This window comes from Agrobacterium sp. a22-2, assembly GCF_012276985.1.
In the GTDB taxonomy this organism is placed as follows: Bacteria; Pseudomonadota; Alphaproteobacteria; order Rhizobiales; family Rhizobiaceae; genus Allorhizobium.
The window spans coordinates 124,085-149,999 of record NZ_JAAXMM010000009.1; the positions used below are offsets into that span (position 1 = coordinate 124,085).

At 61.7% G+C, this 25,915-nt stretch carries 27 protein-coding genes; 3 read left to right on the top strand and 24 right to left on the bottom strand.

Annotation, left to right across the window (positions count from 1 at the left end; all coding sequences use genetic code 11):
- Positions 1–11: 11 nt before the first annotated feature.
- The 5 genes from HFC70_RS15425 to dusB form a co-directional block, all read right to left on the bottom strand.
- Complete coding sequence (locus HFC70_RS15425; RefSeq protein WP_168474156.1) at positions 12–1,376, bottom strand: sigma-54 dependent transcriptional regulator; 1,365 nt, start codon at positions 1,374–1,376, stop codon at positions 12–14.
- Positions 1,366–3,639: a PAS domain-containing sensor histidine kinase gene (locus HFC70_RS15430; protein ID WP_168474157.1), complete on the bottom strand. Its 2,274-nt coding sequence runs from the start codon at positions 3,637–3,639 to the stop codon at positions 1,366–1,368. Before HFC70_RS15430 ends, HFC70_RS15425 begins: the two co-directional genes overlap by 11 nt.
- Positions 3,640–3,858: 219 nt before the next feature.
- Positions 3,859–5,310, bottom strand: coding sequence for a nitrogen regulation protein NR(I) (ntrC, locus tag HFC70_RS15435; protein ID WP_168474158.1), 1,452 nt, complete (start codon positions 5,308–5,310; stop codon positions 3,859–3,861).
- Positions 5,310–6,455 (bottom strand): nitrogen regulation protein NR(II), encoded by a 1,146-nt coding sequence (locus tag HFC70_RS15440; RefSeq protein ID WP_210259282.1) that lies wholly within the window; start codon positions 6,453–6,455, stop codon positions 5,310–5,312. Before HFC70_RS15440 ends, ntrC begins: the two co-directional genes overlap by 1 nt.
- Positions 6,452–7,474 (bottom strand): tRNA dihydrouridine synthase DusB, encoded by a 1,023-nt coding sequence (gene dusB, locus HFC70_RS15445; protein WP_168474159.1) that lies wholly within the window; start codon positions 7,472–7,474, stop codon positions 6,452–6,454. Before dusB ends, HFC70_RS15440 begins: the two co-directional genes overlap by 4 nt.
- A gap of 149 nt (positions 7,475–7,623) precedes the next feature.
- Between dusB and HFC70_RS15450 the strand changes: the two genes are divergently transcribed.
- Positions 7,624–8,838, top strand: coding sequence for a bifunctional 2-C-methyl-D-erythritol 4-phosphate cytidylyltransferase/2-C-methyl-D-erythritol 2,4-cyclodiphosphate synthase (locus HFC70_RS15450; protein ID WP_168474160.1), 1,215 nt, complete (start codon positions 7,624–7,626; stop codon positions 8,836–8,838).
- Positions 8,835–9,341 (top strand): CinA family protein, encoded by a 507-nt coding sequence (locus HFC70_RS15455; RefSeq protein ID WP_168474161.1) that lies wholly within the window; start codon positions 8,835–8,837, stop codon positions 9,339–9,341. The genes HFC70_RS15450 and HFC70_RS15455 overlap by 4 nt, the downstream gene beginning before the upstream one ends.
- Here HFC70_RS15455 and HFC70_RS15460 read toward each other — a convergent pair.
- The 17 genes from HFC70_RS15460 to HFC70_RS15540 all read right to left on the bottom strand — a co-directional run bounded on the left by HFC70_RS15460 (position 9,326) and on the right by HFC70_RS15540 (position 22,579).
- The gene (locus HFC70_RS15460; RefSeq protein WP_168474162.1) at positions 9,326–9,778 is read right to left on the bottom strand and encodes a type II toxin-antitoxin system RatA family toxin; all 453 of its coding nucleotides are present in this window, start codon (positions 9,776–9,778) and stop codon (positions 9,326–9,328) included. The two genes, HFC70_RS15455 and HFC70_RS15460, sit on opposite strands and share 16 nt — an antisense overlap.
- A 9-nt stretch (positions 9,779–9,787) precedes the next feature.
- On the bottom strand, positions 9,788–10,354 hold the full coding sequence (locus HFC70_RS15465) for an AAA family ATPase (protein ID WP_168474163.1): 567 nt from the start codon (positions 10,352–10,354) through the stop codon (positions 9,788–9,790).
- 12 nt (positions 10,355–10,366) lie between these two features.
- A complete protein-coding gene (locus HFC70_RS15470) occupies positions 10,367–10,663 on the bottom strand; it encodes a HigA family addiction module antitoxin (protein WP_168474164.1) in 297 nt (98 codons plus the stop codon).
- Positions 10,664–10,671: 8 nt separating this feature from the next.
- On the bottom strand, positions 10,672–10,953 hold the full coding sequence (locus HFC70_RS15475) for a type II toxin-antitoxin system RelE/ParE family toxin (RefSeq protein ID WP_168474165.1): 282 nt from the start codon (positions 10,951–10,953) through the stop codon (positions 10,672–10,674).
- Between the two features lie 31 nt (positions 10,954–10,984).
- Positions 10,985–11,950 carry a lipoyl synthase gene (gene lipA / locus HFC70_RS15480; protein ID WP_168474166.1) on the bottom strand — a complete coding sequence of 322 codons (966 nt, stop codon included), beginning with the start codon at positions 11,948–11,950 and terminating at the stop codon, positions 10,985–10,987.
- Positions 11,951–11,995: 45 nt separating this feature from the next.
- Complete coding sequence (locus tag HFC70_RS15485; protein ID WP_168474167.1) at positions 11,996–12,250, bottom strand: GlsB/YeaQ/YmgE family stress response membrane protein; 255 nt, start codon at positions 12,248–12,250, stop codon at positions 11,996–11,998.
- 68 nt (positions 12,251–12,318) lie between these two features.
- Positions 12,319–13,764 (bottom strand): dihydrolipoyl dehydrogenase, encoded by a 1,446-nt coding sequence (gene lpdA, locus HFC70_RS15490; RefSeq protein ID WP_168474168.1) that lies wholly within the window; start codon positions 13,762–13,764, stop codon positions 12,319–12,321.
- 79 nt (positions 13,765–13,843) lie between these two features.
- Entirely contained in the window at positions 13,844–14,083 is a 240-nt protein-coding gene (locus HFC70_RS15495) for a YdcH family protein (protein ID WP_168474169.1), read from the bottom strand.
- 122 nt (positions 14,084–14,205) lie between these two features.
- Positions 14,206–14,802, bottom strand: coding sequence for a GNAT family N-acetyltransferase (locus HFC70_RS15500; protein WP_168474170.1), 597 nt, complete (start codon positions 14,800–14,802; stop codon positions 14,206–14,208).
- 1 nt (position 14,803) lies between these two features.
- Positions 14,804–15,442, bottom strand: coding sequence for an SGNH/GDSL hydrolase family protein (locus tag HFC70_RS15505; RefSeq protein WP_168474171.1), 639 nt, complete (start codon positions 15,440–15,442; stop codon positions 14,804–14,806).
- Positions 15,439–15,906, bottom strand: a complete 468-nt coding sequence (locus tag HFC70_RS15510) for a hypothetical protein (protein ID WP_168474172.1) — start codon at positions 15,904–15,906, stop codon at positions 15,439–15,441. Before HFC70_RS15510 ends, HFC70_RS15505 begins: the two co-directional genes overlap by 4 nt.
- A gap of 13 nt (positions 15,907–15,919) precedes the next feature.
- The gene (locus HFC70_RS15515; protein ID WP_168474173.1) at positions 15,920–17,272 is read right to left on the bottom strand and encodes a pyruvate dehydrogenase complex dihydrolipoamide acetyltransferase; all 1,353 of its coding nucleotides are present in this window, start codon (positions 17,270–17,272) and stop codon (positions 15,920–15,922) included.
- Positions 17,273–17,287: 15 nt separating this feature from the next.
- Positions 17,288–18,694, bottom strand: coding sequence for a pyruvate dehydrogenase complex E1 component subunit beta (locus tag HFC70_RS15520; RefSeq protein WP_168474174.1), 1,407 nt, complete (start codon positions 18,692–18,694; stop codon positions 17,288–17,290).
- Positions 18,695–18,711: 17 nt separating this feature from the next.
- The gene (gene pdhA / locus HFC70_RS15525; RefSeq protein ID WP_168474175.1) at positions 18,712–19,758 is read right to left on the bottom strand and encodes a pyruvate dehydrogenase (acetyl-transferring) E1 component subunit alpha; all 1,047 of its coding nucleotides are present in this window, start codon (positions 19,756–19,758) and stop codon (positions 18,712–18,714) included.
- 152 nt (positions 19,759–19,910) lie between these two features.
- A complete protein-coding gene (locus HFC70_RS15530; RefSeq protein WP_168474176.1) occupies positions 19,911–20,228 on the bottom strand; it encodes a septum formation initiator family protein in 318 nt (105 codons plus the stop codon).
- Between the two features lie 146 nt (positions 20,229–20,374).
- A complete protein-coding gene (eno, locus tag HFC70_RS15535; protein WP_168474177.1) occupies positions 20,375–21,649 on the bottom strand; it encodes a phosphopyruvate hydratase in 1,275 nt (424 codons plus the stop codon).
- Between the two features lie 192 nt (positions 21,650–21,841).
- Entirely contained in the window at positions 21,842–22,579 is a 738-nt protein-coding gene (locus tag HFC70_RS15540; RefSeq protein ID WP_246735815.1) for a metallophosphoesterase, read from the bottom strand.
- A gap of 204 nt (positions 22,580–22,783) precedes the next feature.
- Here HFC70_RS15540 and HFC70_RS15545 point away from each other — a divergent pair, with 204 nt between their 5' ends.
- Entirely contained in the window at positions 22,784–23,839 is a 1,056-nt protein-coding gene (locus HFC70_RS15545; protein WP_168474179.1) for an alpha/beta fold hydrolase, read from the top strand.
- A gap of 171 nt (positions 23,840–24,010) precedes the next feature.
- Here HFC70_RS15545 and kdsA read toward each other — a convergent pair whose 3' ends face one another.
- On the bottom strand, positions 24,011–24,859 hold the full coding sequence (gene kdsA / locus HFC70_RS15550; RefSeq protein WP_168474180.1) for a 3-deoxy-8-phosphooctulonate synthase: 849 nt from the start codon (positions 24,857–24,859) through the stop codon (positions 24,011–24,013).
- A complete protein-coding gene (locus HFC70_RS15555) occupies positions 24,856–25,749 on the bottom strand; it encodes a VOC family protein (protein WP_168474181.1) in 894 nt (297 codons plus the stop codon). The genes kdsA and HFC70_RS15555 overlap by 4 nt, the downstream gene beginning before the upstream one ends.
- Positions 25,750–25,915 lie beyond the last annotated feature (166 nt).

A 25,915-nucleotide genomic window follows, 5' to 3' on the forward strand; every position in this document is an offset into this window, starting at 1 on the left:
TGCGGGACATTCTATACGCCAAGCGATTTCAGTTTGCGATGCAAGGCTGAGCGCTCCATGCCGACGAATTCCGCCGTGCGCGAGATATTGCCGCCGAAGCGGTTGATCTGGGCAATCAGATAGTCGCGCTCGAACATTTCGCGGGCCTCGCGCAGCGGCAGCGTCATGATGTGATAGTCGCTCTTGCCGGACATTTTCGGCAGCATGTCGCCGAGATCGGTCGGCAGCATGTCGGCGGTGATCGGCGCTTCCGGGCTGTCGCTCTGGGCGAGAATCATCAGCCGCTCGATATTGTTGCGCAGCTGGCGGATATTGCCCGGCCAATCATGGGCCTGCAGCACGGCCATGGCGTCCTCGCCAATCTTGCGCTGGCGAATGCCGGCCTGCTCGGAGATCTGGCGGACGAACATGTCGACCAGGAAGGGAATATCCTCGCGGCGCTCGGCCAGCGCCGGCACCCTCACGGGCACCACGGCCAAGCGATGGAACAGATCCTCGCGGAACCGCGCCTCGGCGATCAGGCCTTCCAGATTATAGGCGCTGGACGAGATGATGCGCACATCGACCTTGACGCGCTTCGATCCGCCGACGCGCTCGAATTGCTGGTCGACCAGCACGCGGAGAATCTTGTTCTGGGTCTCCCGCGGCATTTCGCCGATTTCGTCGAGATAGAGAATGCCGCGATGGGCTTCCTCCAGGGCGCCGATGCGGCGTGCCTGGCCCGGTGCGCCCTCGGTGCCGAACAGAGCCACCTCCATGCGGTCCGGCGTGATCGCCGCGGCATTGAGCGTGACGAACGGACCGCCGGCGCGCGCCGACCGCTTGTGGATCATGCGGGCGACCAGTTCCTTGCCGGCACCGGACGGGCCGACGATCATGATGCGGCTGTTGGTCGGAGCGACCTTCTCGATCGTCTGGCGCAATTGCGACACGGCAACAGACGTGCCGATCAACTCGACGGCATCGCCGGTGCGGCGCTTCAGGTCCGAGACCTCGCGCTTCAACTTGGAATTTTCAAGCGCCCGCTCGGCGATCAGGATCAGTCGATCGGTCTTGAACGGCTTCTCGATGAAATCGAAGGCGCCGCGCTTGATGGCCGACACCGCGGTCTCGACATTGCCGTGGCCGGAGATCATCACGACAGGCAAGTCGGGGTGACGCGTCTTGATTTCATCGAGCAGCGACAGACCGTCGAGCCGGCTGCCCTGCATCCAGATGTCGAGAAAGATCAGCCGCGGCACGCGGTCGGAAATGGCCGCGAGCGCACTGTCAGCATCATGCGCCGTGCGGGTTTCATGGCCCTCGTCGCTCAGGATGCCCGAGACGATTTCGCGAATATCTTCCTCGTCATCCACTACGAGAATATCAGAGGCCATATGCTGCTTCCTTGTCAATGTCAGTATCGGCGGCCGACTGCACGGGCTGGCGCGGCAGGATGATGCGGATCATCGCACCTCGGCCATGATCGAATTCCGCCGGTGCATCATGCAGTTCGAGCTGTCCGCCATGCTCTTCAATAATCTTCTTGACGATGGCCAGGCCAAGCCCGGTGCCCTTGTCGCGCATCGTCATATAGGGCTCGAGAATGCGGTGACGGTTCTCGATCGGCAGGCCCTTGCCGTTGTCGATCACGTCGACCACGAAGCGATCCTGCGCCTCGTCGCGCTGCGCCCGGACCAGCACCTTGCCCTGCTGGCGCGGCTGATCGCCGGGCACGGCCTCGATCGCCTCGACGGCGTTCTTGATCAGGTTGCCGACGGCCTGCGACAGCATGCGCGCATCGAACATGCCCTCCAGCGGCTCGTCGCCAAACTCGCGCAGGAACTGGCAGTCGGTATTGCCCATCTCGCGCAGGAAGACCGCGTCGCGCAGAATATCGCGCAGGTCGGACTTCTGCTTGGTCGGCTTGGGCATGCGGGCAAAGGACGAGAACTCGTCGACCATGCGGCCGATGTCCTCGACCTGCCGGACGATGGTGTCGGTGCACTGGTCGAAGACGGCGCGGTCGCTCTCGTCGATCTGCTTGCCGTAGCGGCGTTTCAGCCGTTCGGCAGAGAGCTGGATCGGGGTCAGCGGGTTCTTGATTTCGTGGGCGATGCGCCGCGCCACATCGGCCCAGGCGGTGGAGCGCTGGGCAATCACCAGGTCGGTGATGTCATCCAGGGTGATCACGTAGGAATCGACCGAATTACGGGTCTCCTCACGGGTGACCTGCACGCTCAAGGTCCGTTCCTTGCCGCCACGCATCAGGTTGATCTGCTTGCGGAAATTGCCGCGATGGCGGATCGAGGCCTCGGACAGGACGGCATTGATCTCCGGCGCCACGCGTTCCAGTTTCTCGCCGATCAACTGCTCGGTGCATTGGGCGAGGAACAGTTCCGCCGAAGGATTGACGATGGTGATGACGCCGTCGTCCTCGACGCCGATGACGGCGGCCGTCACGCCCGACAGAACGGCCTCGATGAAGCGGCGCCGGTCGTCCACCTCGTCCTTGGCCTCCAGGATCTCGTCGCGCTGGGTGCGGATCTGGGAAATCATCTTGTTGAAGGTGCGCGACAGGCTGCCGACATCGCCATCGGCGACGCGCACCGGCACGATGACGTTCATGTTGCCGGAGGCGACGTTGTCGGCGGCACTGATCAACAGACGGATCGGCCGGACGATCCGGTCAGCCACCGCGATCGCCGTCCAGATGGCGGCCAGAAGCACGATCAGCGCAAAGCCGAGATAGAGCACGGCAAAGGCAATCTGCAGGGTCGTGCGCCCGGCCTCCATCGACTGGTACTCGGCGGTGTTTTCCTCCATCTCGCGCATCGCCGACATGACCTTCGGATCGACGGCGCGGATCGTGTAGAGGAAGGCGCCGGTGATCGAATCCAGCTTGATGATCGCGCCGACCAGGTTGGTCACGCCAGGGGGAATGAGAGTCGGCTGGCCGGCTGCAGCCTTTTCAAGCGCGTCGGTCGGAATGGCGGGCAGCGGCTTTTCGGTCGGAATGTCGGCTTGCGCCATGGCCGAGCCGTCCTGGCGCACCAGAAAGGCGCCGAGAAGGCCGCGGCCCTTGGCCTGACGGGTCATCAACTGCACGAATCCGGTGCGATCGAGATAATAGAGCGCCCGGTTGCGCTCCAGATCGTTGGCCATCGAAATGGTCTGGCCCTGCAGATAGCTGGCGTTTTCCAGCATATAGGCCTGCGCGACATTCATCGACGAACTGACGATCGACTGGGTTCGGAGCGAAAACCAACGATCGAGCCCGACATTCAGTGTGATACTGGCAAAGATCGCAACAAGAATGGCAGGCGTGATCGCGACGATGGAAAACAGCACGACGATGCGCACATGCAGGCGGGCGGCGGCCCGTCCGCGGGTGCGTGCCTTCAATAGGCGCCCGACCTCGCGGCCGATCAGAAACATCAGGCCGACCACGAACAGCGCATTGAGGACGGCCGAGGCGATCAGCACCTTGGAGGTCGGCTCGATGGGTGTCAGGCCGAGCAGAACGGGCAGTGTGAAGATCGCGCAGAGCAGCGCGCCGCCGGCCAGCAGCAGGCCAGGCAAAGCGAAGGATGCCCGGCGATCCTGCGCGACGGCCAACGCTTCCTCGTCGGCGCTGCTTACGATCTGGCGCTTCGCCATGAAAATTCCACTCCCCGCCCCGAACGATCGTCCGGGGTATCGCCGACATCATTATGGTCAGAAAGCCGGTCAGCCCGGCACACGACCTTTATCGCGATCTCCGCCCGCGCGCTCCCGTCCGGACAACCGGGCAAAGGCGAGTGCGGTCACGGATTATCACGACTGCGTTGCCATTGAGCAACGCAATGTGGCGAAATTGCAACGCAGCTCCGTCGATTGTCAAGCGCCGCGAGAGCTTCTGTAGACCGAAACGCCGAGTTCCCGGATTTTCTTGCGCAAGGTATTTCGATTGAGGCCAAGCAGATCGGCCGCCTTGATCTGGTTGCCGCGTGTGGCCGTCAGGGCGGCCAGAATCAGCGGGTATTCCATTTCGGTCAGAACACGGTCGTAAAGGCCGGACGGCGGCAGGGCATCGCCGAAGCTGGCGAAATAGGTGCGCATGTTTTCCTCGACCGCCTGGGCAATCGACATGGAGCCGCCGCCATTGCCGGTCTTGGCGATCGGGCTGTCGGTGATATCGGAGCGCAATTCCGATTCGATGATCTCCCGGGACATGACATCCTGGGGATAAAGCGCCATCAGCCGGCGGACGAGGTTTTCCAGTTCGCGCACGTTGCCGGGCCAGGCATAGGACTTCATGACCTCAATGGCCTCGGTGTCGAAACGCTTGGAATCCAGGCCTTCCTTCTCACCCTGCTGGATGAAATGGCGGACGAGGTCGGGGATATCCTCGGCGCGATCCCGCAAAGGCGGCAAGCGCAGCGGAACGACGTTCAGGCGATAATAAAGGTCTTCGCGGAACAGGCCCTGATTGATCGAATGCTTGAGGTCCTTGTTAGTGGCCGCAACGATGCGCACGTCGGTGCGGATCGGGGTGCGGCCGCCGACGGTCGTGTATTCGCCCTGCTGCAGCACGCGCAGCAACCGGGTCTGAGCATCCATCGGCATGTCGCCGATCTCGTCGAGAAACAGCGTACCGCCCTCGGCCTGCTCGAAACGGCCGGTGGAGCGGTTCTGCGCGCCGGTGAAGGCACCCTTCTCGTGGCCGAACAGTTCCGATTCGATCAGATCGCGCGGAATGGCGGCCATGTTGATGGCGACGAAGGGACCGTTGCGGCGCTTGCCGTAGTCATGCAGGGCGCGGGCCACCAGTTCCTTGCCGGTGCCCGATTCGCCGGTGATCATCAGCGTCAAATCCGTCTGCATCAGCCGGGCTAGAACGCGGTAGATTTCCTGCATGGCAGCGGAGCGACCGACCAGCGGCATGCCGTCCTGCATGTCGTCATCGAGCCGCGCCGGCTTTCGTTTCGGCTCAGAGAGCGCCCGACCGATGATGGCGATCAGTTCGGTCAGGTCGAACGGCTTCGGCAGATAATCGTATGCGCCCTTTTCCGAGGCCTTGATCGCCGTCATGAAGGTGTTCTGGGCGCTCATCACCAGAACCGGCAGTTCGGGCCGCGCCTTCTTGATGCGTGGCAGCAGGTCGAAGGCGTTCTCGTCCGGCATGATGACATCGGTCACCACGAGATCGCCCTCCCCGGCGGAAATCCAGCGCCAGAGGGTAGCGGCATTGGAGGTGATGCGAACATCGTATCCGGCCCGGGTCAGCGCCTGGTTCAGCACGGTACGAATGGCTGCATCATCATCGGCGACAAGAATCGTGGCAGTCATCAGCGTTTTCCTGTGGATTTCGCAGGGGTGAAGTCGTCAATCACGTCGGCCTTTGAGACCGGCATGAGAACCCGAAATGTCGTGCGGCTGGCCTGGCTGTCGCATTCGACGATACCGCCATGGCCCCCGATAATCTTGGCGACCAGCGCCAGGCCAAGCCCGGATCCGTTGGTCTTGGTGGTGATGAACGGATCGAACAGATGCGGCAGCAGGTCCTCGGGCACGCCGGGACCATTGTCATGCACGCAGAATTCCAGCGGCAGGGAGATCTTCTCGCGCGATCCGGCAACCGACAGGCGGATGCCCGGTCGGTAGGCTGTGGTCAGTTGGATCTCGCCATCCGGCTTGTCGCCGACCGCTTCCGAGGCATTCTTGATCAGGTTGAGGAAGACCTGCACCAATTGGTCGCGATTGGCATAGACCGGCGGCAGGGACGGATCGTAGCTCTCGGTGATCTTGATATTGCGGGCAAAGCCGGCCTTGGCGATGGCTTTGACATGGTCGAGGACCGAATGAATGTTGATCGACATGCGATCGACCGGCCGTTCGTCGGAAAAGATCTCCATGCGATCGACCAGCGAGACAATCCGGTCGGTCTCGTCGCAGATCAGCCGGGTCAGCGCCCGATCGTCGTCCGGCACGGACATTTCCAGTAATTGCGCAGCGCCCCTGATGCCGGACAGCGGATTCTTGATTTCATGCGCCAGCATGGAGGCGAGACCCGTTACCGAGCGGGCGGCGGCGCGATGGGTCAGTTGCCGGTCGATCTTGTCGGCCATGGAACGTTCCTGGAAGACCACGACCACGGCGCCCGGCTCGCTCATCACGGGGGCGACATAGAGGTCCACGAGCTTGTCCTGCCCCAATCGTGGCGAACTGAGATCCACCCGGTATTCGTTGACCGGGGCGCGGCGCTCGCGCACCTGGTCGATCAAGGCCAGCAGCGGACTGCCGAACGGAATGAAGGTGGAGACGCGGTAGCGCGCCAGATGGCTGGCGCTGGCTCCGAAAAAGGCCTCCGCCTCCCAATTGGCAAAGGCGATATGGCCGTTGGCATCGACCAGTATCACCGGGTTCTGGATGGCGTTCAGAACCGCCATGGCCAGCCCGTTGCCGCTTCCCGAGATCACGCCGTCCGCGCTCATGCGGCCTCCTGACACTGTTCGACCGCGCGGCCATCAAGGGCGCGATACAGGCTTTTCTCGACGAAATCCGCATCCCTCGAGGTCATGATCTCGGCCTTCTGCTGCGGATCGAGATCGGCCGCGAAGCGCTCGAGATACCAGCCGAGATGTTTGCGGGCATGGCGAACGCCGACCGCCGCACCATAGTGCTCCAGCATCATGCGGTAATGCTCGACAACGATATCGGCAATCCTATCAGGCGGCGGCGGCGCACCGCCTGCCAGCACGCCGGCATGCCAGGGCCGGCCCTGACAGGCGCGGCCGACCATGACGGCATCGGCGCCCGACCGTTCCAGAATATCAAGCGCGTCCTGACGGCTATCGACATCGCCATTGGCAATCAGCGGGATGGTGACGGCCTGCCGGACGGCGGCAATCGCATCCCAATCGGCGCGGCCTTCGTAAAACTGCATGCGAGTGCGGCCGTGGATGGTGACGGCCTGGATGCCGGCCTGCTCGGCGCGCCGGGCGATATCCGGGGCATTGATCGAATTTTCGTCCCAGCCGAGCCGCATTTTCAGCGTGACCGGCACGCTCACTGCCTTGACCGTGGCTTCGACGATGGCGAGCGCATGATCCGGCTCGCGCATCAGCGCCGAACCCGCATAACCGCCGATCACCTTCTTGGCAGGGCAGCCCATGTTGATATCGATGATATCGGCGCCATTGGCCTCGGCGATTTTTGCGGCTTCAGCCATCCAGTGAGGGTCACGGCCAGCAAGCTGCACCATATGCGGCTTCAGGCCGGCACCTTTCAGGCGGACCCAGGACTCCTCGGCATTATGAACCAGTTCGCGGCTTGCCACCATCTCGGTCACCACAAGTCCGGCACCATATCGCCAGGCAAGGCTTCGGAACGGCAGATCGCTGACGCCCGACATCGGCGCAAGCACGACGCGGTTGCGGATGGCAATGGGCCCGATCTGGAAAGGCGCCTCAAGTTTTTCGGAACACAAATGACTATCTTTCGGGCACGTCACATTTCTGCACGATTTTTAGACAAAGAATAAGCCTTTGCCAAGCGAAATCGCGGCGGGGCGATAATAATCCGGGCAGATGCTGGAATCTTCGCGCCGGAGCCGATAGAGGACTGTCGGGCTCCACCAGCAATTCGGGATTTGCTGTGCATATGCAACATGACAAGGCAAGGTCAACCGGAATCGTCATCGTCGCGGCCGGTCGCGGTGAAAGAGCCGGCGCTTCCGTCGAGGGACCCAAGCAATACAGGATGATCGGCGGCAAGCCTGTTATTACCCACACAATCCAGCATTTCCAGAGCTTTGCCGCTGATATGCCTGTCGTCGTGGTGATCCATCCCGACGACAGAGCGCTGCTCGACAAGGCCCTGACGTTTTTGCCGCAGTGCGAAGGGGATATCAGGATCGTGTCGGGCGGGCAGACTCGACAGGCCTCCGTTCTGGCCGGCCTGCGGGCGCTGCGCGACGTCAGGATCGATACCGTGCTGATCCACGATGGCGTCCGGCCGTTTGTCGAGGCGGATCTGATCGCACGGGTGATATCAGCCCTGGCGGACGGGGCGGACGGCGCGCTGCCTGTCATGCCGGTCACCGATACGCTGAAGCGCGGCACGCCGGACGGGTTGAGCGACGGAACCGTATCACGGGCTAACCTGTTTGCCGCGCAGACGCCGCAGGGCTTTGCCTATGAGGCGATCCTTGCCGCCCACCAACGGGCCGAGACGGATGGCCGGACCGACTTCACCGACGATGCCGCGATTGCCGAATGGGCCGGCCTTACAGTCCGGCTTGTCGAGGGCTCGCCGGATAATGTAAAACTGACCGTCCAGAGGGATATCGCCATGGCCGATGCCAAACTGTCCGCACCTGCCCTGCCCGATGTGCGAACCGGCAACGGCTATGACGTACACCAGTTGGAACCCGGCGATGGGGTGACACTCTGTGGCATCTTCATAAGGCATGACCAGAAGCTCAAGGGCCACTCGGACGCCGACGTGGCGCTGCATGCGCTAACCGACGCGCTGCTGGCAACCTGCGGGGCCGGTGATATCGGCGACCACTTCCCGCCGTCCGACATGCAGTGGAAAGGGGCTGCGTCACGCATCTTCCTGGAGCATGCCGCCAAGATCGTCCGCGACCATGGCGGCACGATCATGAATGCCGATATTTCGCTGATTGCCGAAGCCCCGAAGATCGGCCCGCATCGGCAGGAGATGCGCGAGAAGCTCAGCGAAATCCTCGGCATTTCGCTGGAGCGCTGTTCGGTCAAGGCGACGACCAATGAGACCATCGGCTTTGTCGGCCGGCGCGAGGGCATAGCCGCCATCGCCACGGCGACGGTCGTTTTTGCAGGACAGCCGTCATGAGCCTGTTTCCGGGCGATATCGAAGCGCAGGCAAGGCTGCTCATTGGCCTTTACACCGAACGTCGCCTGACGATCGCCACGGCCGAATCCTGCACCGGTGGCCTGATCGCTGCTGCGCTCACCGAGATTGCCGGATCGTCCGCCGTGGTCGACCGGGGTTTCGTCACCTATTCAAACCAGGCCAAGACGGACCTGCTGGGCGTCAGAGCCGCAACGCTCGACAGCTTTGGTGCGGTCTCGAAGGAAACCGCGCTGCAGATGGCAAAAGGCGCCCTGATGCGGTCCGGCGCGTCAGCCGCCGTTGCCGTCACCGGCATTGCCGGGCCTGGCGGCGGATCGGCGGACAAGCCGGTCGGCCTGGTGCACCTGGCAGCCGTCAGCAGAGGCGGCCAGACGATGCATCGGGAAATGCGCTATGGCGATCTCGGTCGCAACGGCATCCGGCTGGCGACCGTCAGAACGGCTCTCGAACTGTTACGCGAACTCGGTCAGGACTCCGAGTAGATCTTGTCGGCGCGGGCCTCGAAGGCCTCGCTGAACATGCGGAAGGCGCGGTCGAACATCGACCCCATCAAGGCGCCCAGCAGGCGGTTCTTGAACTCGTAGTCGATGAAGAAATGAACGGAACAGCCGCCCTCGCCGGCCGGCTCGAAACGCCAGCGGTTTTCGAGATAGCGAAACGGCCCGTCGATATATTTGACGTCGATGGCGCGCTCGGCGGCGTTCAGCAGCACCTGCGTGGTAAAGGTCTCGCGGATCGCCTTGTAGCCGACCGTCATGTCGGCCACCATCAGCACCTTGCCATCGCGCTCCTTGCGCGACCGGACGACCAGGGCCTCGCAGAGCGGCAGGAATTGTGGATAGCGCTCGATATCGGCGACGAGATCGTACATCCGTTCGGGAGAATGCTTGACGGGACGGCGGGTTTCGAATTGCGGCATGAAACTGAGCTAATGACCGCGATCGAGAATGGCAAGTAGCCGACGGCTCTCCGCATGGGATTTCAACACCAGAACGGGAATTTCAACCGGGAATGCGGCCAACTGCGCCTCGATCCGCGGCGCTGCACTGTTTTCGAAGTTCCAGACGTAGCGCAGAAACTCAAGCGACACGCGCTCTGGGCAACCCTCCGCCATCTCCGGGCGGGACAGGCCTCGGTAGCGGATGGCACGAGAAAAGACACCATACAGCGACACCCAACGCGGCGGCCGCATCCAGATGACAAGGTCGGTGCGTGGCAGACGCAGAGGCAGCGTGCTCGGGTTGGTGCCGTCCATGATCCAACGCAGCCTCGCCACAATCTCCGAAATGCGTTGAACCATCTCCTCGCGCGGCCTCTGTTGCCAGCCGGGCAGCCAGAAGACCTCGCGGTCCATCGACACGTAAGGCAATTCGAGCCTGCCGGCGAGCGCCTGTGACAGTGTGCTCTTGCCGCTGCCCGAGCAACCGATCACGAGGATCCGGTTGGAGGAGCGCAGGTGTTCGGCAGCATCAGTGATTGATATCAAGCGCGCCATCGCCTGGTCGTCTCACGCGGCGCGGACCGGCGATATCTTGTCCAGCCCCTGTGCGGATTTCAGGGCAAGCGATAGGTCATAGGTTCGCTGCAGATTGAGCCAGAATTCTGGGCTGTTGGAGAAATAGCGTGACAACCGCAACGCCATTTCCGCGCTCACAGGCGCGGCGCTGTTATCAACAGCAGTGAGCTCGTGGAGGTCAATCCCGGTATCGGCCGCAACCCTGTCAAGGGTCAGCCCGTAGTCCGCCAGAAACTCTTCTCGCAGTATCTGTCCGGGATGAATGGGGTCCTGGGGAATGTGCAACATGCGTCTCCTCAGTGATAGTCGCAAATTTCGACATCAAGCGCATCGCCATCCAGCCACCGGAAGCAAATCCGCCACTGGTCATTGATACGGATCGAATACTGGCCGGCGCGGTCGCCCTTCAGCAATTCCAGTCTGTTACTCGGTGGCACCCGTAAATCGTCCGGCGAGTTCGCTGCGTTTAGCATCATCAACTTGCGCCGGGCGCGATCAATAATTTCCGTCGACAGTCCTCGGGCCTTGCTGGTGAGGAACAGTTGCTCCGTCCGCTTGTCCTTGAACCCCTTTATCATGAATTACAAGTCGCAGACAGAGCCTCGTGCATCACCGCCCCGCTTGCAGCTTTTCCCGATTGGCCTTCAGCCGGGCAAAGTCGTCGCCGGCGTGGTGCGAGGAGCGGGTCAGCGGGCTGGAGGCGACCATCAGGAAGCCCTTGGTATAGGCGATATCCTCATAGGACTTGAACTCTTCCGGCGTGACGAAACGCTCGACCTTGTGGTGCTTGCGGGTCGGCTGCAGATACTGGCCGATGGTCATAAAGTCGACATCGGCGGTGCGCAGATCGTCCATCAGCTGCAGGACCTGGTTCCGCTCTTCACCAAGACCGACCATGATGCCGGATTTGGTGAACATGGTCGGATCGAGTTCCTTGACCCGCTGCAGGAGACGGATCGAGTGGAAATAGCGGGCGCCCGGGCGAACGGTCAGGTAATTGCCCGGCACGGTTTCCAGATTGTGATTGAAGACATCCGGCTTGGCGGCAACGACGCGCTCCAGCGCACCGGGCTTCTTCAGGAAGTCGGGCGTCAGGATTTCGATGGTGGTTTCCGGCGAGGCGGCGCGGATCGCCCAGATCACCTTTTCGAAATGCTCGGCGCCGCCGTCCGGCAGATCGTCGCGGTCGACCGAGGTGATGACGACATGCATCAGGCCCATCTGCTTGACGGCCTTAGCGACATTCTCCGGCTCGGCCATGTCAAGCGCATTCGGCTTGCCGGTGGCGACATTGCAGAAGGCGCAGGCGCGGGTACAGATCTCGCCCATGATCATGAAGGTGGCGTGCTTCTTGTCCCAGCACTCGCCGATATTCGGGCAGCCGGCCTCTTCGCAGACGGTGACCAGCTTGTGGCTGCGCACCAGATCGCGGGTCTCGGCATAACCCTTGGAGGTCGGCGCTCGCACCCGGATCCATTCCGGCTTGCGCAGCACTTCGGTATCGGGCTTGTGGGCCTTTTCCGGATGGCGCACGCGCTTTTCGTCGAGATTGGTCCTGTCGAGGATGGTCACCATGGTAGCAAAACCCGTCTATCCGCTGTCAGAGAGCGGATCCTTATTCTAGCGCCGCACCAGCTTGACGACGAACAGCAGAATGCTGGCGCCCACGAAGCTGGTGATCAGATAACCGAGCCAGTCGCCTTCGACGCCGATGCCCAGGCGACGGAAGATGGCCGACGCGACGACCGCGCCGACGATGCCGATGAGAATGTTCATCAGGATGCCGAAGCGCACATTCATGAACTTGCCGGCGAGCCAGCCCGCCAGGCCGCCGACGATGATCGTCAGAAACCAGCCAATTTGAAATCCCGTCATAGTCCACTCCTTTGTTGAGGACTCCCGCCGCCTATATAGGCTGCGGAAGCTAGCGTCACAACCAGCCTTTAGGCGTTGAGCGCCCTTCCATAGGCGTCCAGAACGCTTTCCTTCAGGGTCTCGGAAATCGTCGGGTGCGGGAAGATGGTGTGCATCAACTCTTCTTCCGTCGTCTCGAGGTTCATGGCGACCACGAAGCCCTGGATCAGTTCGGTGACTTCCGCGCCCACCAGATGGGCGCCGAGCAGTTCGCCGGTCTTTTTGTCGAAGATCGTCTTGACCATGCCCTGGTCTTCGCCAAGCGCGATCGCCTTGCCGTTGGCGACGAAGGGGAAACGGCCGACGCGGATGTCGCGGCCCTGTTCCTTGGCCTTGGCCTCGGTCAGGCCGACGGAGGCGACCTGGGGATGGCAATAGGTGCAGCCGGGGATCTTTGCCTTGTCCATCGGATGGACATTCGGCAGGCCGGCCAGCTTCTCGACGCAGATGACGGCTTCGTGCTCGGCCTTGTGGGCCAGCATCGGCGGACCGGCGACATCGCCGATCGCATAGATGCCGGGCACGTTGGTCTTGCCATAGCCATCGATGGCGATGAAGCCGCGGTCGGTCTTCACGCCCAATGCCTCAAGGCCGATATTCTCGATATTGGCCTGGACGCCGACGGCGGAAATCATCCGGTCGGCGGTGATCTGTTGAATGGTGCCATCTTTCAGCTCGACATGGGCGGTGATGGAATTGGCGCCCTTTTCGACCTTGGACACCTTGGCTTCGAGCAGGATCTTCATGCCCTGCTTGTCGAACTGCTTCTTGGCGAAAGCCGAGATTTCGGCATCCTCGACCGGCATGACCTGTTTCATCACTTCGACCACGGTCACATCGACGCCCATGGTGCGATAGAAGGAGGCAAACTCGATGCCGATGGCGCCGGAGCCCATGACCAGCAGGGATTTCGGCATCTCTTCGGGCTTCATCGCCTCGAAATAGGTCCAGATCAGCTTGCCATCCGGCTCGATGCCGGGCAGTGCGCGCGGACGGGCGCCGGTGGCGACGATAATGTGCTTGGCGGTATAGGTGCCCTCGCCCAGCGTGTTCTTCGGGATCGGCCCCTGCGGCTCGACGATCTTCTTGGTGGTCTTGGACACAACGATCTCGCCGGGCTTGGAAAGTTTTGCCTCGCCCCAGATGATATCAACCTTGTTCTTCTTCATCAGAAACCCGACGCCGCCGTTCATGCGCTCGGCAATGCCGCGCGAACGCTTGACGATCGCCTTCAGATCCGGCGTCACCGCGCCTTCGATCTTGATGCCGTAATCGCCGGGATGCTGGGCATAATGCAGGATTTCGGCCGAGCGCAGCAGCGCCTTGGTCGGGATGCAGCCCCAGTTCGAGCAAATGCCGGCCAGATGCTCGCGCTCGACGATCGCGGTTTTCAGGCCAAGCTGGGCGGCACGAATGGCGGCAATGTAACCGCCGGGGCCGGAACCGATAATGATGACGTCATAAGCGTTGGACACTGCCTTCATCTCCTCTTGGTCAGGTTCGGGGCCTCACCTTGCGGCCAGACCCCTTGCCCTCGGGATGAAGCAGAAGCCGTCAGGCCTTTGTCAGCATCCCGTAGATTTCGTCCTTCAGAACCACTCTCTGCTTGCGCATCGTTTCCATATGCGTGTCGCCGACCGGTTCCACATCCGTTTCCGCGCGGTGAATGGCGCGGTTGACGTCGTGATATTCCTCAAACAGCTTGGCGAAATGGGTGTCGCTCATTTTCAGGGCGTGCATCCTGGCCGCATGTTCGGGGAATTCTTCCGCCAGTTGGTGCGGGGTGTTCGACATATCGTATCTCCTCTTTCATGACGGTCGATACGATGAGCCTAACCACTCGAACCCTTTACTCCTTGATCTCAATCAATTTTTCTCGTCGTCAGTGCGGTTTGCGCACTGTATTTCCTCAGACGTCAGCGGCCGTCGGCGACCATCAGGACCCAGGCATAACGCCTTGCCTTTTCGAAAAGCGGCACGGCATCCAGACGTGCCCTTTCCGAAAAACCATGGCGCCGATAGAGCGCCTGAGCCACCTCGTTATGGCTCTCGGTGATCAGGCTGACCGGTCGACCGTCGGCCCGTCTCATCTGGTCCAGCAGCAGGCAACGCCCCACACCCTTGCCCCGTTGCTGGCGATAGACGGCCAACGTACTGATGAACCAGCTGCCGACCGCCTGCTTCTGCAACGCCATGACCGGTTCCAGCCTGGCGTGTGCCGCCTCCATATCACGCACTGCTTCCGTCAACCGGTACCCTATCGCCGCCCCGGCAATCTCGCCCTCCAGTTCGGCAACCGTCGCATCCTGCCATGCGCCAATGCCGCCATCCTCGGCCAGCTTCGACCGGCCCTGCTCCAGGGGCGTATCGGCTGTGCCCGTCACCACCGCGCCATGCCAGAGCCAGGAGGCAAAGCCATGGGAGGCGATATCGACCAGCAGCGCCAGATCCGCAGCGTCGCCCCGGGTCGCGTCCCGCAGCGAAACGCGCGACGCGACACAAGGCGCCGTCACATCAAAGCCCCAGCATCATGCGCACCACCGGCTCCACACCACGACCGAGAGCCCTGGTATTGTCCGCATCGAGATGAATGCCATCAAGCGGCGTGGTGCTGGCAACAGATCCGGCATCGAAAAAGCCGCAGCCCGTCTCGTCGGCCAGATCGCGGTAGAGGCTCGCCAGCATGGCCGACTCTTCGAGGCTCCCCTTGAACATCGCGGCAAACGGCGCATTGGCGGTTTCGCAAATGGCCGGCGGCGCAACGATCAGGATTTCCGGCGCATCGTAGTCAAAACCCCATTCATGATGGCGAACGAGCTTGACCAGACGCCCCATGCCCTTGGCCGCGGCAATTGCCGTGCCGGCGATGCCGCGCTTCATGTCGTTGGTGCCGAGCAGCAGGATGACCAGATCGACCGGCGCGTGGGTTTCCAGCACGCTCGGCAACAGTTTCACGCCATTGCGTTCGCAATCGGCGAGATGGTCATCATAGGCGGTAGTGCGGCCGTTCAGCCCCTCGGCAATCACCCTGACGCCGTGTCCGAGCGCCTTTTGCAAGACGCTCGTCCAGCGGTCCTCATAGGCATGACGACCCGGATTGACCGGATCGTATCCCCAGGTGAGGCTGTCGCCGTAGCAGAGAACGGACTTCATGCCGCGCTCACCATCGCGCGACCATGCCTGTTCACGGCGCTGATCTTGAAAAACGACCAGTGCGCGACAATCATGATCAAACCAGGAACAAGCGCCCCAATAAGATAGATCTTTTCAGAGGCGGAGGACGGATCCGCATAATTGTAATACACGTTCAGCACTCCGGCCAAAAACAGCGCCGCCAAACATAGCATCACCAAATCCATAACGTATGGCCTCGCCGCCAATTGCGCAAAAAACGACACGATTCCCAAAGCGATCGACACCGGCGGTACGTTGAAGATCACCATAAAGAAATCCTGATCCACGCTAAGTTTGTCGGTACCATCCGGCGCAAAAAGACCCGCTACAATCCCGAATGCCAGCAAACCGCCAATGCCAGAGAGCACCGATGCAGAAAACGACATCCAGAGTGTACGCTTCAGGCGCATTCCCAAGGATACCGTGTTCTGCAGTTCGGTCATCTTAGCCTCCGGATCAGACCAGCATGCCCAACGGGTTTTCGATCAGGCGCTTGAAGGCACCGAGCAGTTCGGCACCCAGAGCGCCATCGACGCAGCGATGGTCGGTCGACAGGGTCACGCTCATGACATTGGCGATCTTCATCTCGCCGTTCTTGACGACCACCCGCTCCTCGCCGGCGCCGACCGCCAGGATCGTGGCATGGGGAGGATTGATGACGGCGGCGAACTGCTTGACGCCCATCATGCCCATGTTCGACACGGAGGTCGTGCCGCCCTGGTATTCCTCGGGCTTCAGCTTGCGGTCCTTGGCGCGCTTGCCGAGATCCTTCATCTCGTTGGAGATCGCCGACAGGCTCTTGGTCTCGGCCTTGCGGATGATCGGCGTGATCAGGCCGCCCGGAATGGACACGGCCACGCCGACATCGGCATGCTTGTGCTTGACCATGTTGGTCTCGGTCCAGGACACATTGGCATCCGGCACTTCCGTCAGCGCCAGGGCCATCGCCTTGATGATCATGTCGTTGACCGAAAGCTTGTAGGCCGGAGCGCCTTCCTTGCGGGGGGCGGCAGAATTCAGCTGGGCACGCAGCGCCAGCAGCGCATCCAGTTCGCAATCGACCGTCACATAGAAATGCGGAATGGTCTGCTTGGATTCCACCAGGCGCTTGGCAATGGTCTTGCGCATGCCGTCGTGCGGCACGAGTTCGTAGGAACCGGCCTCGAACAGCTTGAGCACGGCCTCGTCCGATGCGCCCTTGGCCATTGCCGGGGCGGCAGCGGCCGGTGTCGCGGCAGACGCCGGCGCCGGAGCGGCCTTGGCAACGCCGCCGGAAACCGCCTTTTCGACATCGCTTTTCACGACGCGACCATGCGGACCGGAGCCGGCGACAGCGGAAATATCCACGCCGGCATCCTTGGCCAGACGACGGGCCAGCGGCGAAGCGAAAATACGTTCGCCAGCGGCCTTGGCCGGTGCTGCCGGAGCCGCAGGTGCCGCGGCTGCAACCGGTGCCGCCGCCGGCGCCGGGGCGCTTGCCGGGGTGGCCGGTGCCGGAGCGGCATCAGCCTTGGCGGGAGCCGGAGCAGCGCTACCGCTGCCGGATGCCGCTGCCGCCACGTCCTCACCGTCGACCGCCAGGATGGCGATCAGGGCATTGACCTTGACGCCTTCGGTGCCGGCCGGAACGACCAGCTTGGCGACGATCCCCTCGTCCACGGCTTCCACTTCCATGGTCGCCTTGTCGGTCTCGATTTCGGCAATCACATCGCCAGACTTGACGGTGTCGCCTTCCTTGACCAGCCACTTGGCCAGATTGCCCTCTTCCATGGTCGGGGAGAGTGCCGGCATCGTGATGTTGATCGGCATGTGCAAACCCTCCCGTTACTTGTAGCAGACGGTTTTGACCGCCTCGACCACTTCGCCGACATTCGGCAGAGCGAGCTTTTCGAGGTTCGCGGCGTAGGGCATCGGAACGTCCTTGCCGGCGACCGTCAGGATCGGCGCATCGAGATAGTCGAAGGCCTGCTGCATGACGCGGGTGGCGATTTCGGTGCCCACCGACGACTGCGGATAGCCTTCTTCCACGGTGACCAGACGGCCGGTCTTCTTGACCGATTCGATCACCGTCGGCAGGTCCATCGGACGGATGGTGCGCAGATCGATGATCTCGACGTCGATGCCGATCTTGGCAAGCTCTTCGGCCGCCTTGACGGAATAGTTCATGCCGATGCCGAAGGAGACGATCGTCGCGTCCTTGCCGACTTTATGGATGCGCGCCTTGCCGATCGGCAGGACGAAATCATCCAGTTTCGGCACGTCGAACGAATGACCGTAAAGGATTTCGTTTTCCAGGAAGATGACCGGGTTCGGATCGCGGATCGCCGCCTTCAGCAGGCCCTTGGCGTCGGCTGCCGTGTAGGGCATGACGACCTTGAGGCCCGGGATCTGGCTGTACCAGGCCGCATAGTCCTGGCTGTGCTGGGCACCAACGCGGGCCGCGGCCCCGTTCGGACCGCGAAACACGATCGGCGCGCCCATCTGGCCGCCCGACATGTAGAGCGTCTTGGCGGCCGAATTGATGATCTGGTCGATCGCCTGCATGGCGAAGTTGAACGTCATGAATTCGACGATCGGCCGAAGACCGGCCATCGCCGCACCGACGCCGACGCCGGCAAAGCCGTGTTCGGTGATCGGCGTGTCGACGACACGGCGCGGACCGAACTCGGCCAAAAGGCCTTGGGTGATCTTGTAGGCGCCCTGATATTCGGCGACTTCCTCACCCATGATGAAGACGTCGGGATTGGCGCGCATTTCCTCGGCCATGGCCTCGCGAAGGGCTTCGCGAACGGTCATCGACACCATTTCGGTGCCGGCCGGGATATCCGGATCGGAGGCGACTTCGAGCTTGGGTGCGGCCGGAACGGTTGCCGGCTTGGTGGCGGTCGGCTCGTCGGTCGCTTCGCGGGCCTTGCCGCCTGCGGCATCCGAGGCAGCAGGCGCTGCGGCTTCTGCCGCCTTCGGCGCGGCGGCGTCAGAGGCGCTTTCGCCGTCCTGCAGCAGGATGGCGATCGGCGTATTGACCTTGACGCCTTCGGTGCCGGCTTCGATCAGCAGCTTGCCGATCACGCCCTCATCGACGGCCTCCACTTCCATGGTGGCCTTGTCGGTTTCGATTTCGGCAATGATGTCGCCGGAGACGACCTTGTCGCCTTCCTTTTTCAGCCATTTCGACAGGGTGCCCTCTTCCATCGTCGGAGACAGGGCGGGCATCAGAATTTGAACGGACATGGGCTAATGCTCCCCAATCACAACAGGATATCGGTGTAGAGCTCGGATACATCCGGCTCCGGATCGGCCTGGGCAAAATCGGCGCTGTCGGCGACGATATCGCGGACATCCTTGTCGATCGCCTTCAACTCGTCCTCGGTTGCCCAGCCCTTTTCAAGGAGCCGCAGCCGCACCTGCTCGATCGGATCATGCTCGGAGCGCATCTTCTGCACTTCGTCCTTGGACCGGTATTTTGCCGGATCCGACATGGAATGGCCGCGATAGCGATAGGTCATCATCTCGATGATGACGGGACCCTTGCCGGCCCGGCAGAATTCGGCCGCCTGTTCGCCCGCCGCCCGCACAGCCCGGACATCCATGCCGTCGACCTGCAGGCCCGGAATGTTGAAGGATGCGCCGCGCTGCGAGAAATTGGTCTGGGCCGAGGCACGCGACACCGAGGTGCCCATGGCGTAGCGGTTGTTCTCGATCACATAGATGACCGGCAACTTCCACAGCTCGGCCATGTTGAAGCTTTCGTAGACCTGGCCCTGGTTGGACGCGCCATCGCCAAAGTAGGCAACCGAAATGCTGTCATTGCCGCGATAGCGGTTGGCGAAGGCCAGACCCGTGCCGAGCGACACCTGAGCGCCGACGATGCCGTGGCCGCCGTAAAAGTTCTTTTCCTTGGAGAACATGTGCATCGAGCCGCCCTTCCCCTTGGAATAGCCGCCCTTGCGCCCCGTCAGTTCCGCCATGACGCCGCGGGCGCTCATGCCGGTGGCCAGCATATGGCCGTGGTCGCGGTAACCGGTGATTACCTGGTCGCCTTCCTTCAGCGCCATCTGCATGCCGACGACGACAGCTTCCTGGCCGATATAGAGGTGACAGAAGCCGCCGATGAAGCCCATGCCGTAGAGCTGGCCGGCCTTTTCCTCGAAGCGCCGGATCAGCAGCATTTCGCGGTAGGCCTTCAATTCGGTGTCCCGATCGAATTCAGCGATCAGACCATCGACGAAATCCTTCTTGGCAGGCTTGGCCGTGGGCTTGCGGCTGGAAGCAGTCGCGGATTTTCGCGGCGCCATATATCCCTCCCTGATATTTGAGATCAAACTCTTTTGTTGCCGACACCATATGCAAGAATAGACCGGTCGGCAATGCAATAAATGCATAGCATCCATTCAGGCTATATTGTTGAAAATAAACGATTTAATAGGATTAACCGAATTTCGGTTAATTAGAAGTAGCTATTAAAGATAACAATCTCGTCGGGGCGAGACACATTCAGCTGGTAGCGCGCCTTCTCATCGATCATATCGCGCTCAAGCGAACCGTCGCTGAGCAATTCGACCTGCTTTTCCAACATCTTGCGGCGGGAAACCAGGGAGGCGAGCTCGGCGCTGCGGGCGCTGCGCAACTGCTCGAACGTCTCGGCGGCGCGCAGACCGTAATCGCCATGCACGGAGTGATAGCCGAAATAGCCGAGAAAGGCCGTGGTGACTGCGGGGAGAATAAGGCGACCGAATTTTCTCTTTTTATGGTGCCGAGTCCACATGCTTGAGATGCCCTGATACGCAAAACTATGAGTACACCGTAGCGTCGATTGTTTAACCGATCGTTGACCACGACGAAGGCGACACGAAAAAGCCCGCGCCTCGATGAAGAGGCGCGGGCTGGTCAAAGCGGTATTTGGGGCGATTATCAGCCGCGCAGGATGGAGGTGCCGGCGTAGCGGGCCTGGGGCCCAAGCATTTCCTCGATGCGGATCAGCTGGTTGTATTTGGCCAGGCGGTCGGAGCGCGACAGCGAGCCAGTCTTGATCTGACCGCAATTGGTGGCGACCGCGAGATCGGCGATGATCGAGTCCTCGGTCTCGCCCGAGCGGTGCGACATGACGGCGGTATAGGCCGCCTTGTGCGCCGTTTCGACGGCATCGAGCGTTTCCGTCAGGGTGCCGATCTGGTTGACCTTGACGAGGATGGAGTTGGCAACGCCCATCTTGATGCCGTCGCGAAGGCGGGCCGAATTGGTGACGAACAGATCGTCGCCCACCAGCTGGCAGGTATCGCCGATCAGATCGGTCAGAGCCTTCCAACCGTCCCAATCGTCTTCGGCCATGCCGTCTTCGATCGAGATGATCGGATATTTGCCGGCGAGTTCCGCAAGGTACTCGGCCATGGCGCCTGATTCGAGCGTACGGCCCTCACCTTCCATGACGTATTTGCCGCCCTTGAAGAATTCGGTCGAGGCGCAATCGAGCGCCAGGCAAACGTCGTCACCCGGCTTGTAGCCGGCCTTCTCCACCGACTTCATGATAAAATCAAGCGCTTCCGGCGCGCTCTTCAGGCCGGGCGCAAAACCACCCTCGTCGCCGACGTTGGTGTTGTGGCCCTGGGCTGCCAGTTCCTTCTTCAGGACATGGAAGATCTCCGAGCCCATGCGCACGGCGTCGCGCAGCGTATCGGCGCCGACCGGCATGATCATGAATTCCTGGAAGTCGATCGGATTGTCGGCATGGGCGCCGCCGTTGATGATGTTCATCATCGGCACCGGCAGGACATGGGCGTTCGGGCCGCCGACATAACGGTAGAGCGGCAGGCCGGAGGCTTCGGCAGCAGCCTTGGCGACGGCCAGCGACACGCCGAGAATGGCGTTGGCGCCGAGTCGCGACTTGTTCGGCGTACCGTCCAGTTCCATCATGATATTGTCGATCTGGATCTGGTTTTCAGCATCCAGGCCACCGATGGCGTCGAACAGTTCGGTATTGACCGCCTCGACGGCCTTTTCGACGCCCTTGCCGTGATAGCGCTTGCCGCCATCGCGAAGCTCGACGGCTTCATGGGCGCCGGTCGAGGCGCCCGAGGGAACAGCGGCACGGCCCATGCTGCCGTCTTCCAGATAGACGTCGACCTCGACGGTCGGGTTGCCGCGGCTGTCGAGAATTTCTCGGCCGATGATGTCGGTGATTGCAGTCATGGGGGGCCTCCCTGCTTCTGTGGGACTTGAGGATGGCCTGTCTTAATCGAAGATGCGGAAAATACAATGGCGGCAATATGACAGAAGCGAACGGCATTTGACGCATCAAAAAACCGCCTACCAACCGAACGCATCCAAACTTCGCCATGCCCATACATATTCCGAAACCCAGATATCGGCTATAAGCCGTCCTTACACATGGCCAGTTCGAAGGGCACACGCCCAATCGACACGCTGCCGCTGCTCGGCAAGCATGGCCTGCCCTTCCCAATCATAGGCAACGGATCTGAATTCGCTATGCCAGCGATCGGACCGCTTTTCGACGATGGCATAGCGGGCATAGGGTGAGCCCGCTTCATTGCGATGCATATAGGGGTGCGCTTCTTGATAAGCCGGCAGCCCGACACTTCCAGGGTTGACGACAAGACGTCCATCGGCCAGGCGCATCTCGCGCGCCAGATGGGTGTGTCCGCACAAGACGACCGCCGCATCGACGCCGGAAAGCCGGTCTTCGACTTCCGCGGGCGTGGCCGCACGACAGCCCTCAGGTTCGACAGTTTCCAGGAGATAGGCAAGATCATTCGACGGCGTCCCGTGAACAAGGAGAACGCCCTGACTGAGGACCAACCGCTCCGGCATGGCTTGGATCCAAGCCAGGTGCTCGCCAGTCAGGACATCCATCGCGAACGTATCGGACAGCCCCAGGTCCGGCACGGCAAATGTCAGGAGCTGACGCTCGTGGTTGCCGCGCACGGTGGGGAAACCGAGCGGCATCAGCCGCTCAGCCGTCTCGCGCGGATGGAGCGGGCCGGAAACGATATCGCCAAGGTTGACAGTCGTGTCGCAATTCTGCCCGGCGATATCCGCCAGGACGGCTTCGAGAGCCGCAACGTTGCTATGAATGTCGGCGATCACCGCTATTCTGTACAGATCTGTCGTCACAATCCTGACCTCGAATGACTTGGAGGGACCGTGACAGTTGCCTGCCGCACCGCCGGTGACAAGCCTTGACGTCGCGTGCTTCGCCGATTGCAGCAAGAAACGTAAACTGGCCCGAATGCGCGATGGCTGCAATGGGACATATCTGTTTATGATCGACACGGTGTGGTCCGGTAACAGGTTGCGAGGAAGGCGATGACGACATTCGTGCTGGTGCACGCCGCGTTTCACGGCGACTGGATCTGGAGCCGCGTGTCGGATCGTCTTCGCCAGATGGGGCACAGGGCGATTGCTCCCTCCTTCGCCGCCGAGCATGCGGGAAACGGAGCAACCTTGTCGTCGCATGTGGCCGAGCTTTTGGACCTACTTTCGCATTTCACGCCGACCCAAGTGGTCCTTGTCGCGCAGAGTTACGGAGGCATCGTTGCAACTGCCGCGGCCGCACGCGTGCCTGCCCAGATCGCGGCGCTGGTCTATATCGATGCTATTCTTCCCGAGCACGGCAAATCCATGCTGGAGACGATTCCCATGGCGTTCACCGATGCGTATCGCGCCCGCCGCGCAGCACATGGCGGCCTGCCTGTTATCCTGCCGGCACCGGGACCCATGTCGGATTTGCGGAATGCCGGTGATCGATCCCTGGTGGCAGGCCGGATATCGCCACAGCCGCTCGCCAGCTTCGACCAACCCGCCGACCTCGTCACGCGAAGTGATGTGCTCGCGGCCATTCCGCGTCACTATATTCACTGCTCGGCACATTCAATTGCGCCATCGGCGTCCCTCTATACCGATTTCGCGCGCCGTGCGGCGACACGCCGAGGCTGGTTCCGTCGGGATCTGCCGGTGGGATTTTATGGGGTACTGAGTTCTCCAGGCAGCGTCGCAGAAGCCATTGTCGAGGCTGTTCACGGCGTCAGCGGCGGATTGTCGGGTCGTTGCTTGCAGCGCGTCCTGGAGGCGGTGGAGGATGGTGCCGGACACCAGATCTCGGTGGCGCAACTCGCGCGCATCGCCGGCTTGAGCCCCTGGCATTTTACCCGTTGTTTCAAGCAGAGCATGGGCGTTCCGCCGCACGCCTATCTGGTGACGCGGCGAATGGAGACGGCGGCGCGGCTGCTTCGACAAGGAGACCTGGCACTCAGGGATATTGCGCGGCAAAGCGGGTTTGGCAGCGCAAGCCGGTTTGCGACTGCCTTCCGCCAGGCAACCGGCATGGCGCCGCACATCTTTCGAAAGCTCCAAATGCGTTGAGCGCGTTGGCGCATCATTCCAAGCGGTGTGCATGATGGTTCAAGGCCGTTAACGGGTTTGTCGCAGGGCGCCGAGGGTGACGACTGGCGTCTGCGACAAACGGGACCCCTATTCCAACGGGTCATGGCCACCACGGCCGAAACTATAGTTTCGGCTGTGGGCTGGCTGGTATTACGCTGCCTTGGCGATCGCGTCGAACGCCAGCAGCTTTTCGAGCAGACGTGGCATGTCCTTCAATGCCACCATGTTCGGACCGTCCGAAGGGGCATTGTCGGGATCCTGGTGGGATTCGATGAAGAGGCCGGCGACACCGACCGCCACGGCCGCACGCGACAGGGTTTCGACGAATTCGCGCTGGCCGCCCGTCGAGCCGCCCTGGCCACCCGGCTGCTGCACGGAATGGGTGGCATCGAAGATCACCGGCGCGCCCATGGCGGCCATGATCGGCAGGGAGCGCATGTCGGAGACCAGCGTGTTATAGCCGAAGCACGCGCCACGCTCGCACAGCATGACGTTCGGATTGCCGCTGGCGACGATCTTGTGCAGCACGTTCTTCATGTCCCAGGGCGCCAGGAACTGGCCCTTCTTGACATTGATGGCGCGGCCCGTCTTGGCGGCGGCGATCAACAGGTCGGTCTGGCGGCACAGAAAGGCCGGGATCTGCAGAACATCCACAACCGGCGCCACGGCGGCGCAATGTTCTTCGGTATGCACGTCCGTCAGGACGGGGAAGCCGAATTCCGTCTTCAGATCGGCAAAGACTTCCAGCGCCTTTTCAAGGCCGATGCCGCGCCCGGCCGACAGCGAGGTGCGGTTGGCCTTGTCGAAGGACGATTTGTAGACCAGGCCGATGCCGAGCTTGTCGCAGATTTCCTTAAGAGCGCCAGCCATCATGAAGGCATGGTCGCGGCTTTCCATCTGGCACGGACCGGCAATCAGCGAGAAGCGGGCACTGTTGGAAAAAGCGACCTGGGTGGCCCCGTCGCCGACGGTGACGGTGGAATTGGTCGAATTGCTCATGGAACCTCCTGGAATAGATAGGGCACGCCCTGCCCGGCTTCGTGCGGCACGACCAGGCGGTTTTGCCGGCTTACAGAGGCCACGCCATTATCAGTCAGCACACGCTCTGTCACTAGCAGATCTGCAACCGAAAACACGATCGCGGCCCCGGCCAACCCCTCGGCAGCCTCCCCTTGCGGCAGGCCCGTCATCTCCATGAGCCCGGCCGGGTCGACGATCTCGATCTGGGCCGCGGCAGTCGAAAAGCTGACGCCGTTCGGTCGGGCTTCGGCCCATCCCTCGCCCAGCGCCACCCGCAGCCAGGGAAGGTAGGAGGCCGGATCCTTCGCCGTCAGAACCACCGAGGCAATGGCCAGCGCACCATTGCCGTGGCGCTCCAGAGCCGCTTTATCAAAGGCAAGCGGCCTGACCCGCTGGCAGGTGAACAGGCAAAAATCCGGCGATCGCGGATCGGCCGAAAAGGCCAGCTTGAAGCCGGCGCGGGCGATCCGGCCGTCTGGCTGCAGAACCGGCCGTTCGAAGGCCAGCATCTCGCCGCCGGACAAACCGTGCTCCAGGAAGCGGGCGTGATCGATTGCCGCATCGGCCGTCGCGCCGACGATCGCCGACAGGCCTTCGGAGTGGCGTCGGCGAAAGTCCTGGTCCCGCGCCACGAAGACATTGCCATGGTCGACAGCCGCCTGGCACTCATCGACGCTTGCGATGGCCAAAGGCTCCAGATAGCTGCCGCTTTTCAGAAAGACGCAGGCATTCTGGGTTCCGAAGGGATGACGGGCATCCGGCGCCACGGTAAAGCCCAGCAGGGTCAATCGCCCCCTCGCCTCTTCCAGCGAGGCCACCGGCAACACCAGATGGTCAATGGCGCGCACCATCTCTGTGGAACCTGTCATATTTGAACTCCGGACCTGAGCGCGACTATCAGCCGCGTCATCGTTGATGGCAACCTTTCAAAAAAAAGTCGAAACGGTCAACGGGATTCACCGCAAATTAGGGACTTGCGGAACACAAATGGAACATATAGTGTATGTTCTGGATTTGTTTCACAAAATTCGGGGA

Excerpts from the sequence above, each read along its gene's own strand:
- HFC70_RS15425 (WP_168474156.1), bottom strand. The coding sequence starts at position 1,376 with ATGGCCTCTGATATTCTCGTAGTGGATGACGAGGAAGATATTCGCGAA.
- HFC70_RS15430 (WP_168474157.1), bottom strand. The coding sequence starts at position 3,639 with ATGGCGAAGCGCCAGATCGTAAGCAGCGCCGACGAGGAAGCGTTGGCC.
- ntrC (WP_168474158.1), bottom strand. The coding sequence starts at position 5,310 with ATGACTGCCACGATTCTTGTCGCCGATGATGATGCAGCCATTCGTACC.
- HFC70_RS15440 (WP_210259282.1), bottom strand. The coding sequence starts at position 6,455 with ATGAGCGCGGACGGCGTGATCTCGGGAAGCGGCAACGGGCTGGCCATG.
- HFC70_RS15450 (WP_168474160.1), top strand. The coding sequence starts at position 7,624 with ATGCAACATGACAAGGCAAGGTCAACCGGAATCGTCATCGTCGCGGCC.
- HFC70_RS15455 (WP_168474161.1), top strand. The coding sequence starts at position 8,835 with ATGAGCCTGTTTCCGGGCGATATCGAAGCGCAGGCAAGGCTGCTCATT.
- HFC70_RS15460 (WP_168474162.1), bottom strand. The coding sequence starts at position 9,778 with ATGCCGCAATTCGAAACCCGCCGTCCCGTCAAGCATTCTCCCGAACGG.
- HFC70_RS15465 (WP_168474163.1), bottom strand. The coding sequence starts at position 10,354 with ATGGCGCGCTTGATATCAATCACTGATGCTGCCGAACACCTGCGCTCC.
- HFC70_RS15470 (WP_168474164.1), bottom strand. The coding sequence starts at position 10,663 with ATGTTGCACATTCCCCAGGACCCCATTCATCCCGGACAGATACTGCGA.
- HFC70_RS15475 (WP_168474165.1), bottom strand. The coding sequence starts at position 10,953 with ATGATAAAGGGGTTCAAGGACAAGCGGACGGAGCAACTGTTCCTCACC.
- lipA (WP_168474166.1), bottom strand. The coding sequence starts at position 11,950 with ATGGTGACCATCCTCGACAGGACCAATCTCGACGAAAAGCGCGTGCGC.
- HFC70_RS15485 (WP_168474167.1), bottom strand. The coding sequence starts at position 12,250 with ATGACGGGATTTCAAATTGGCTGGTTTCTGACGATCATCGTCGGCGGC.
- HFC70_RS15495 (WP_168474169.1), bottom strand. The coding sequence starts at position 14,083 with ATGTCGAACACCCCGCACCAACTGGCGGAAGAATTCCCCGAACATGCG.
- HFC70_RS15505 (WP_168474171.1), bottom strand. The coding sequence starts at position 15,442 with ATGAAGTCCGTTCTCTGCTACGGCGACAGCCTCACCTGGGGATACGAT.
- HFC70_RS15510 (WP_168474172.1), bottom strand. The coding sequence starts at position 15,906 with ATGACCGAACTGCAGAACACGGTATCCTTGGGAATGCGCCTGAAGCGT.
- HFC70_RS15515 (WP_168474173.1), bottom strand. The coding sequence starts at position 17,272 with ATGCCGATCAACATCACGATGCCGGCACTCTCCCCGACCATGGAAGAG.
- HFC70_RS15520 (WP_168474174.1), bottom strand. The coding sequence starts at position 18,694 with ATGTCCGTTCAAATTCTGATGCCCGCCCTGTCTCCGACGATGGAAGAG.
- pdhA (WP_168474175.1), bottom strand. The coding sequence starts at position 19,758 with ATGGCGCCGCGAAAATCCGCGACTGCTTCCAGCCGCAAGCCCACGGCC.
- HFC70_RS15530 (WP_168474176.1), bottom strand. The coding sequence starts at position 20,228 with ATGTGGACTCGGCACCATAAAAAGAGAAAATTCGGTCGCCTTATTCTC.
- eno (WP_168474177.1), bottom strand. The coding sequence starts at position 21,649 with ATGACTGCAATCACCGACATCATCGGCCGAGAAATTCTCGACAGCCGC.
- HFC70_RS15545 (WP_168474179.1), top strand. The coding sequence starts at position 22,784 with ATGACGACATTCGTGCTGGTGCACGCCGCGTTTCACGGCGACTGGATC.
- kdsA (WP_168474180.1), bottom strand. The coding sequence starts at position 24,859 with ATGAGCAATTCGACCAATTCCACCGTCACCGTCGGCGACGGGGCCACC.
- HFC70_RS15555 (WP_168474181.1), bottom strand. The coding sequence starts at position 25,749 with ATGACAGGTTCCACAGAGATGGTGCGCGCCATTGACCATCTGGTGTTG.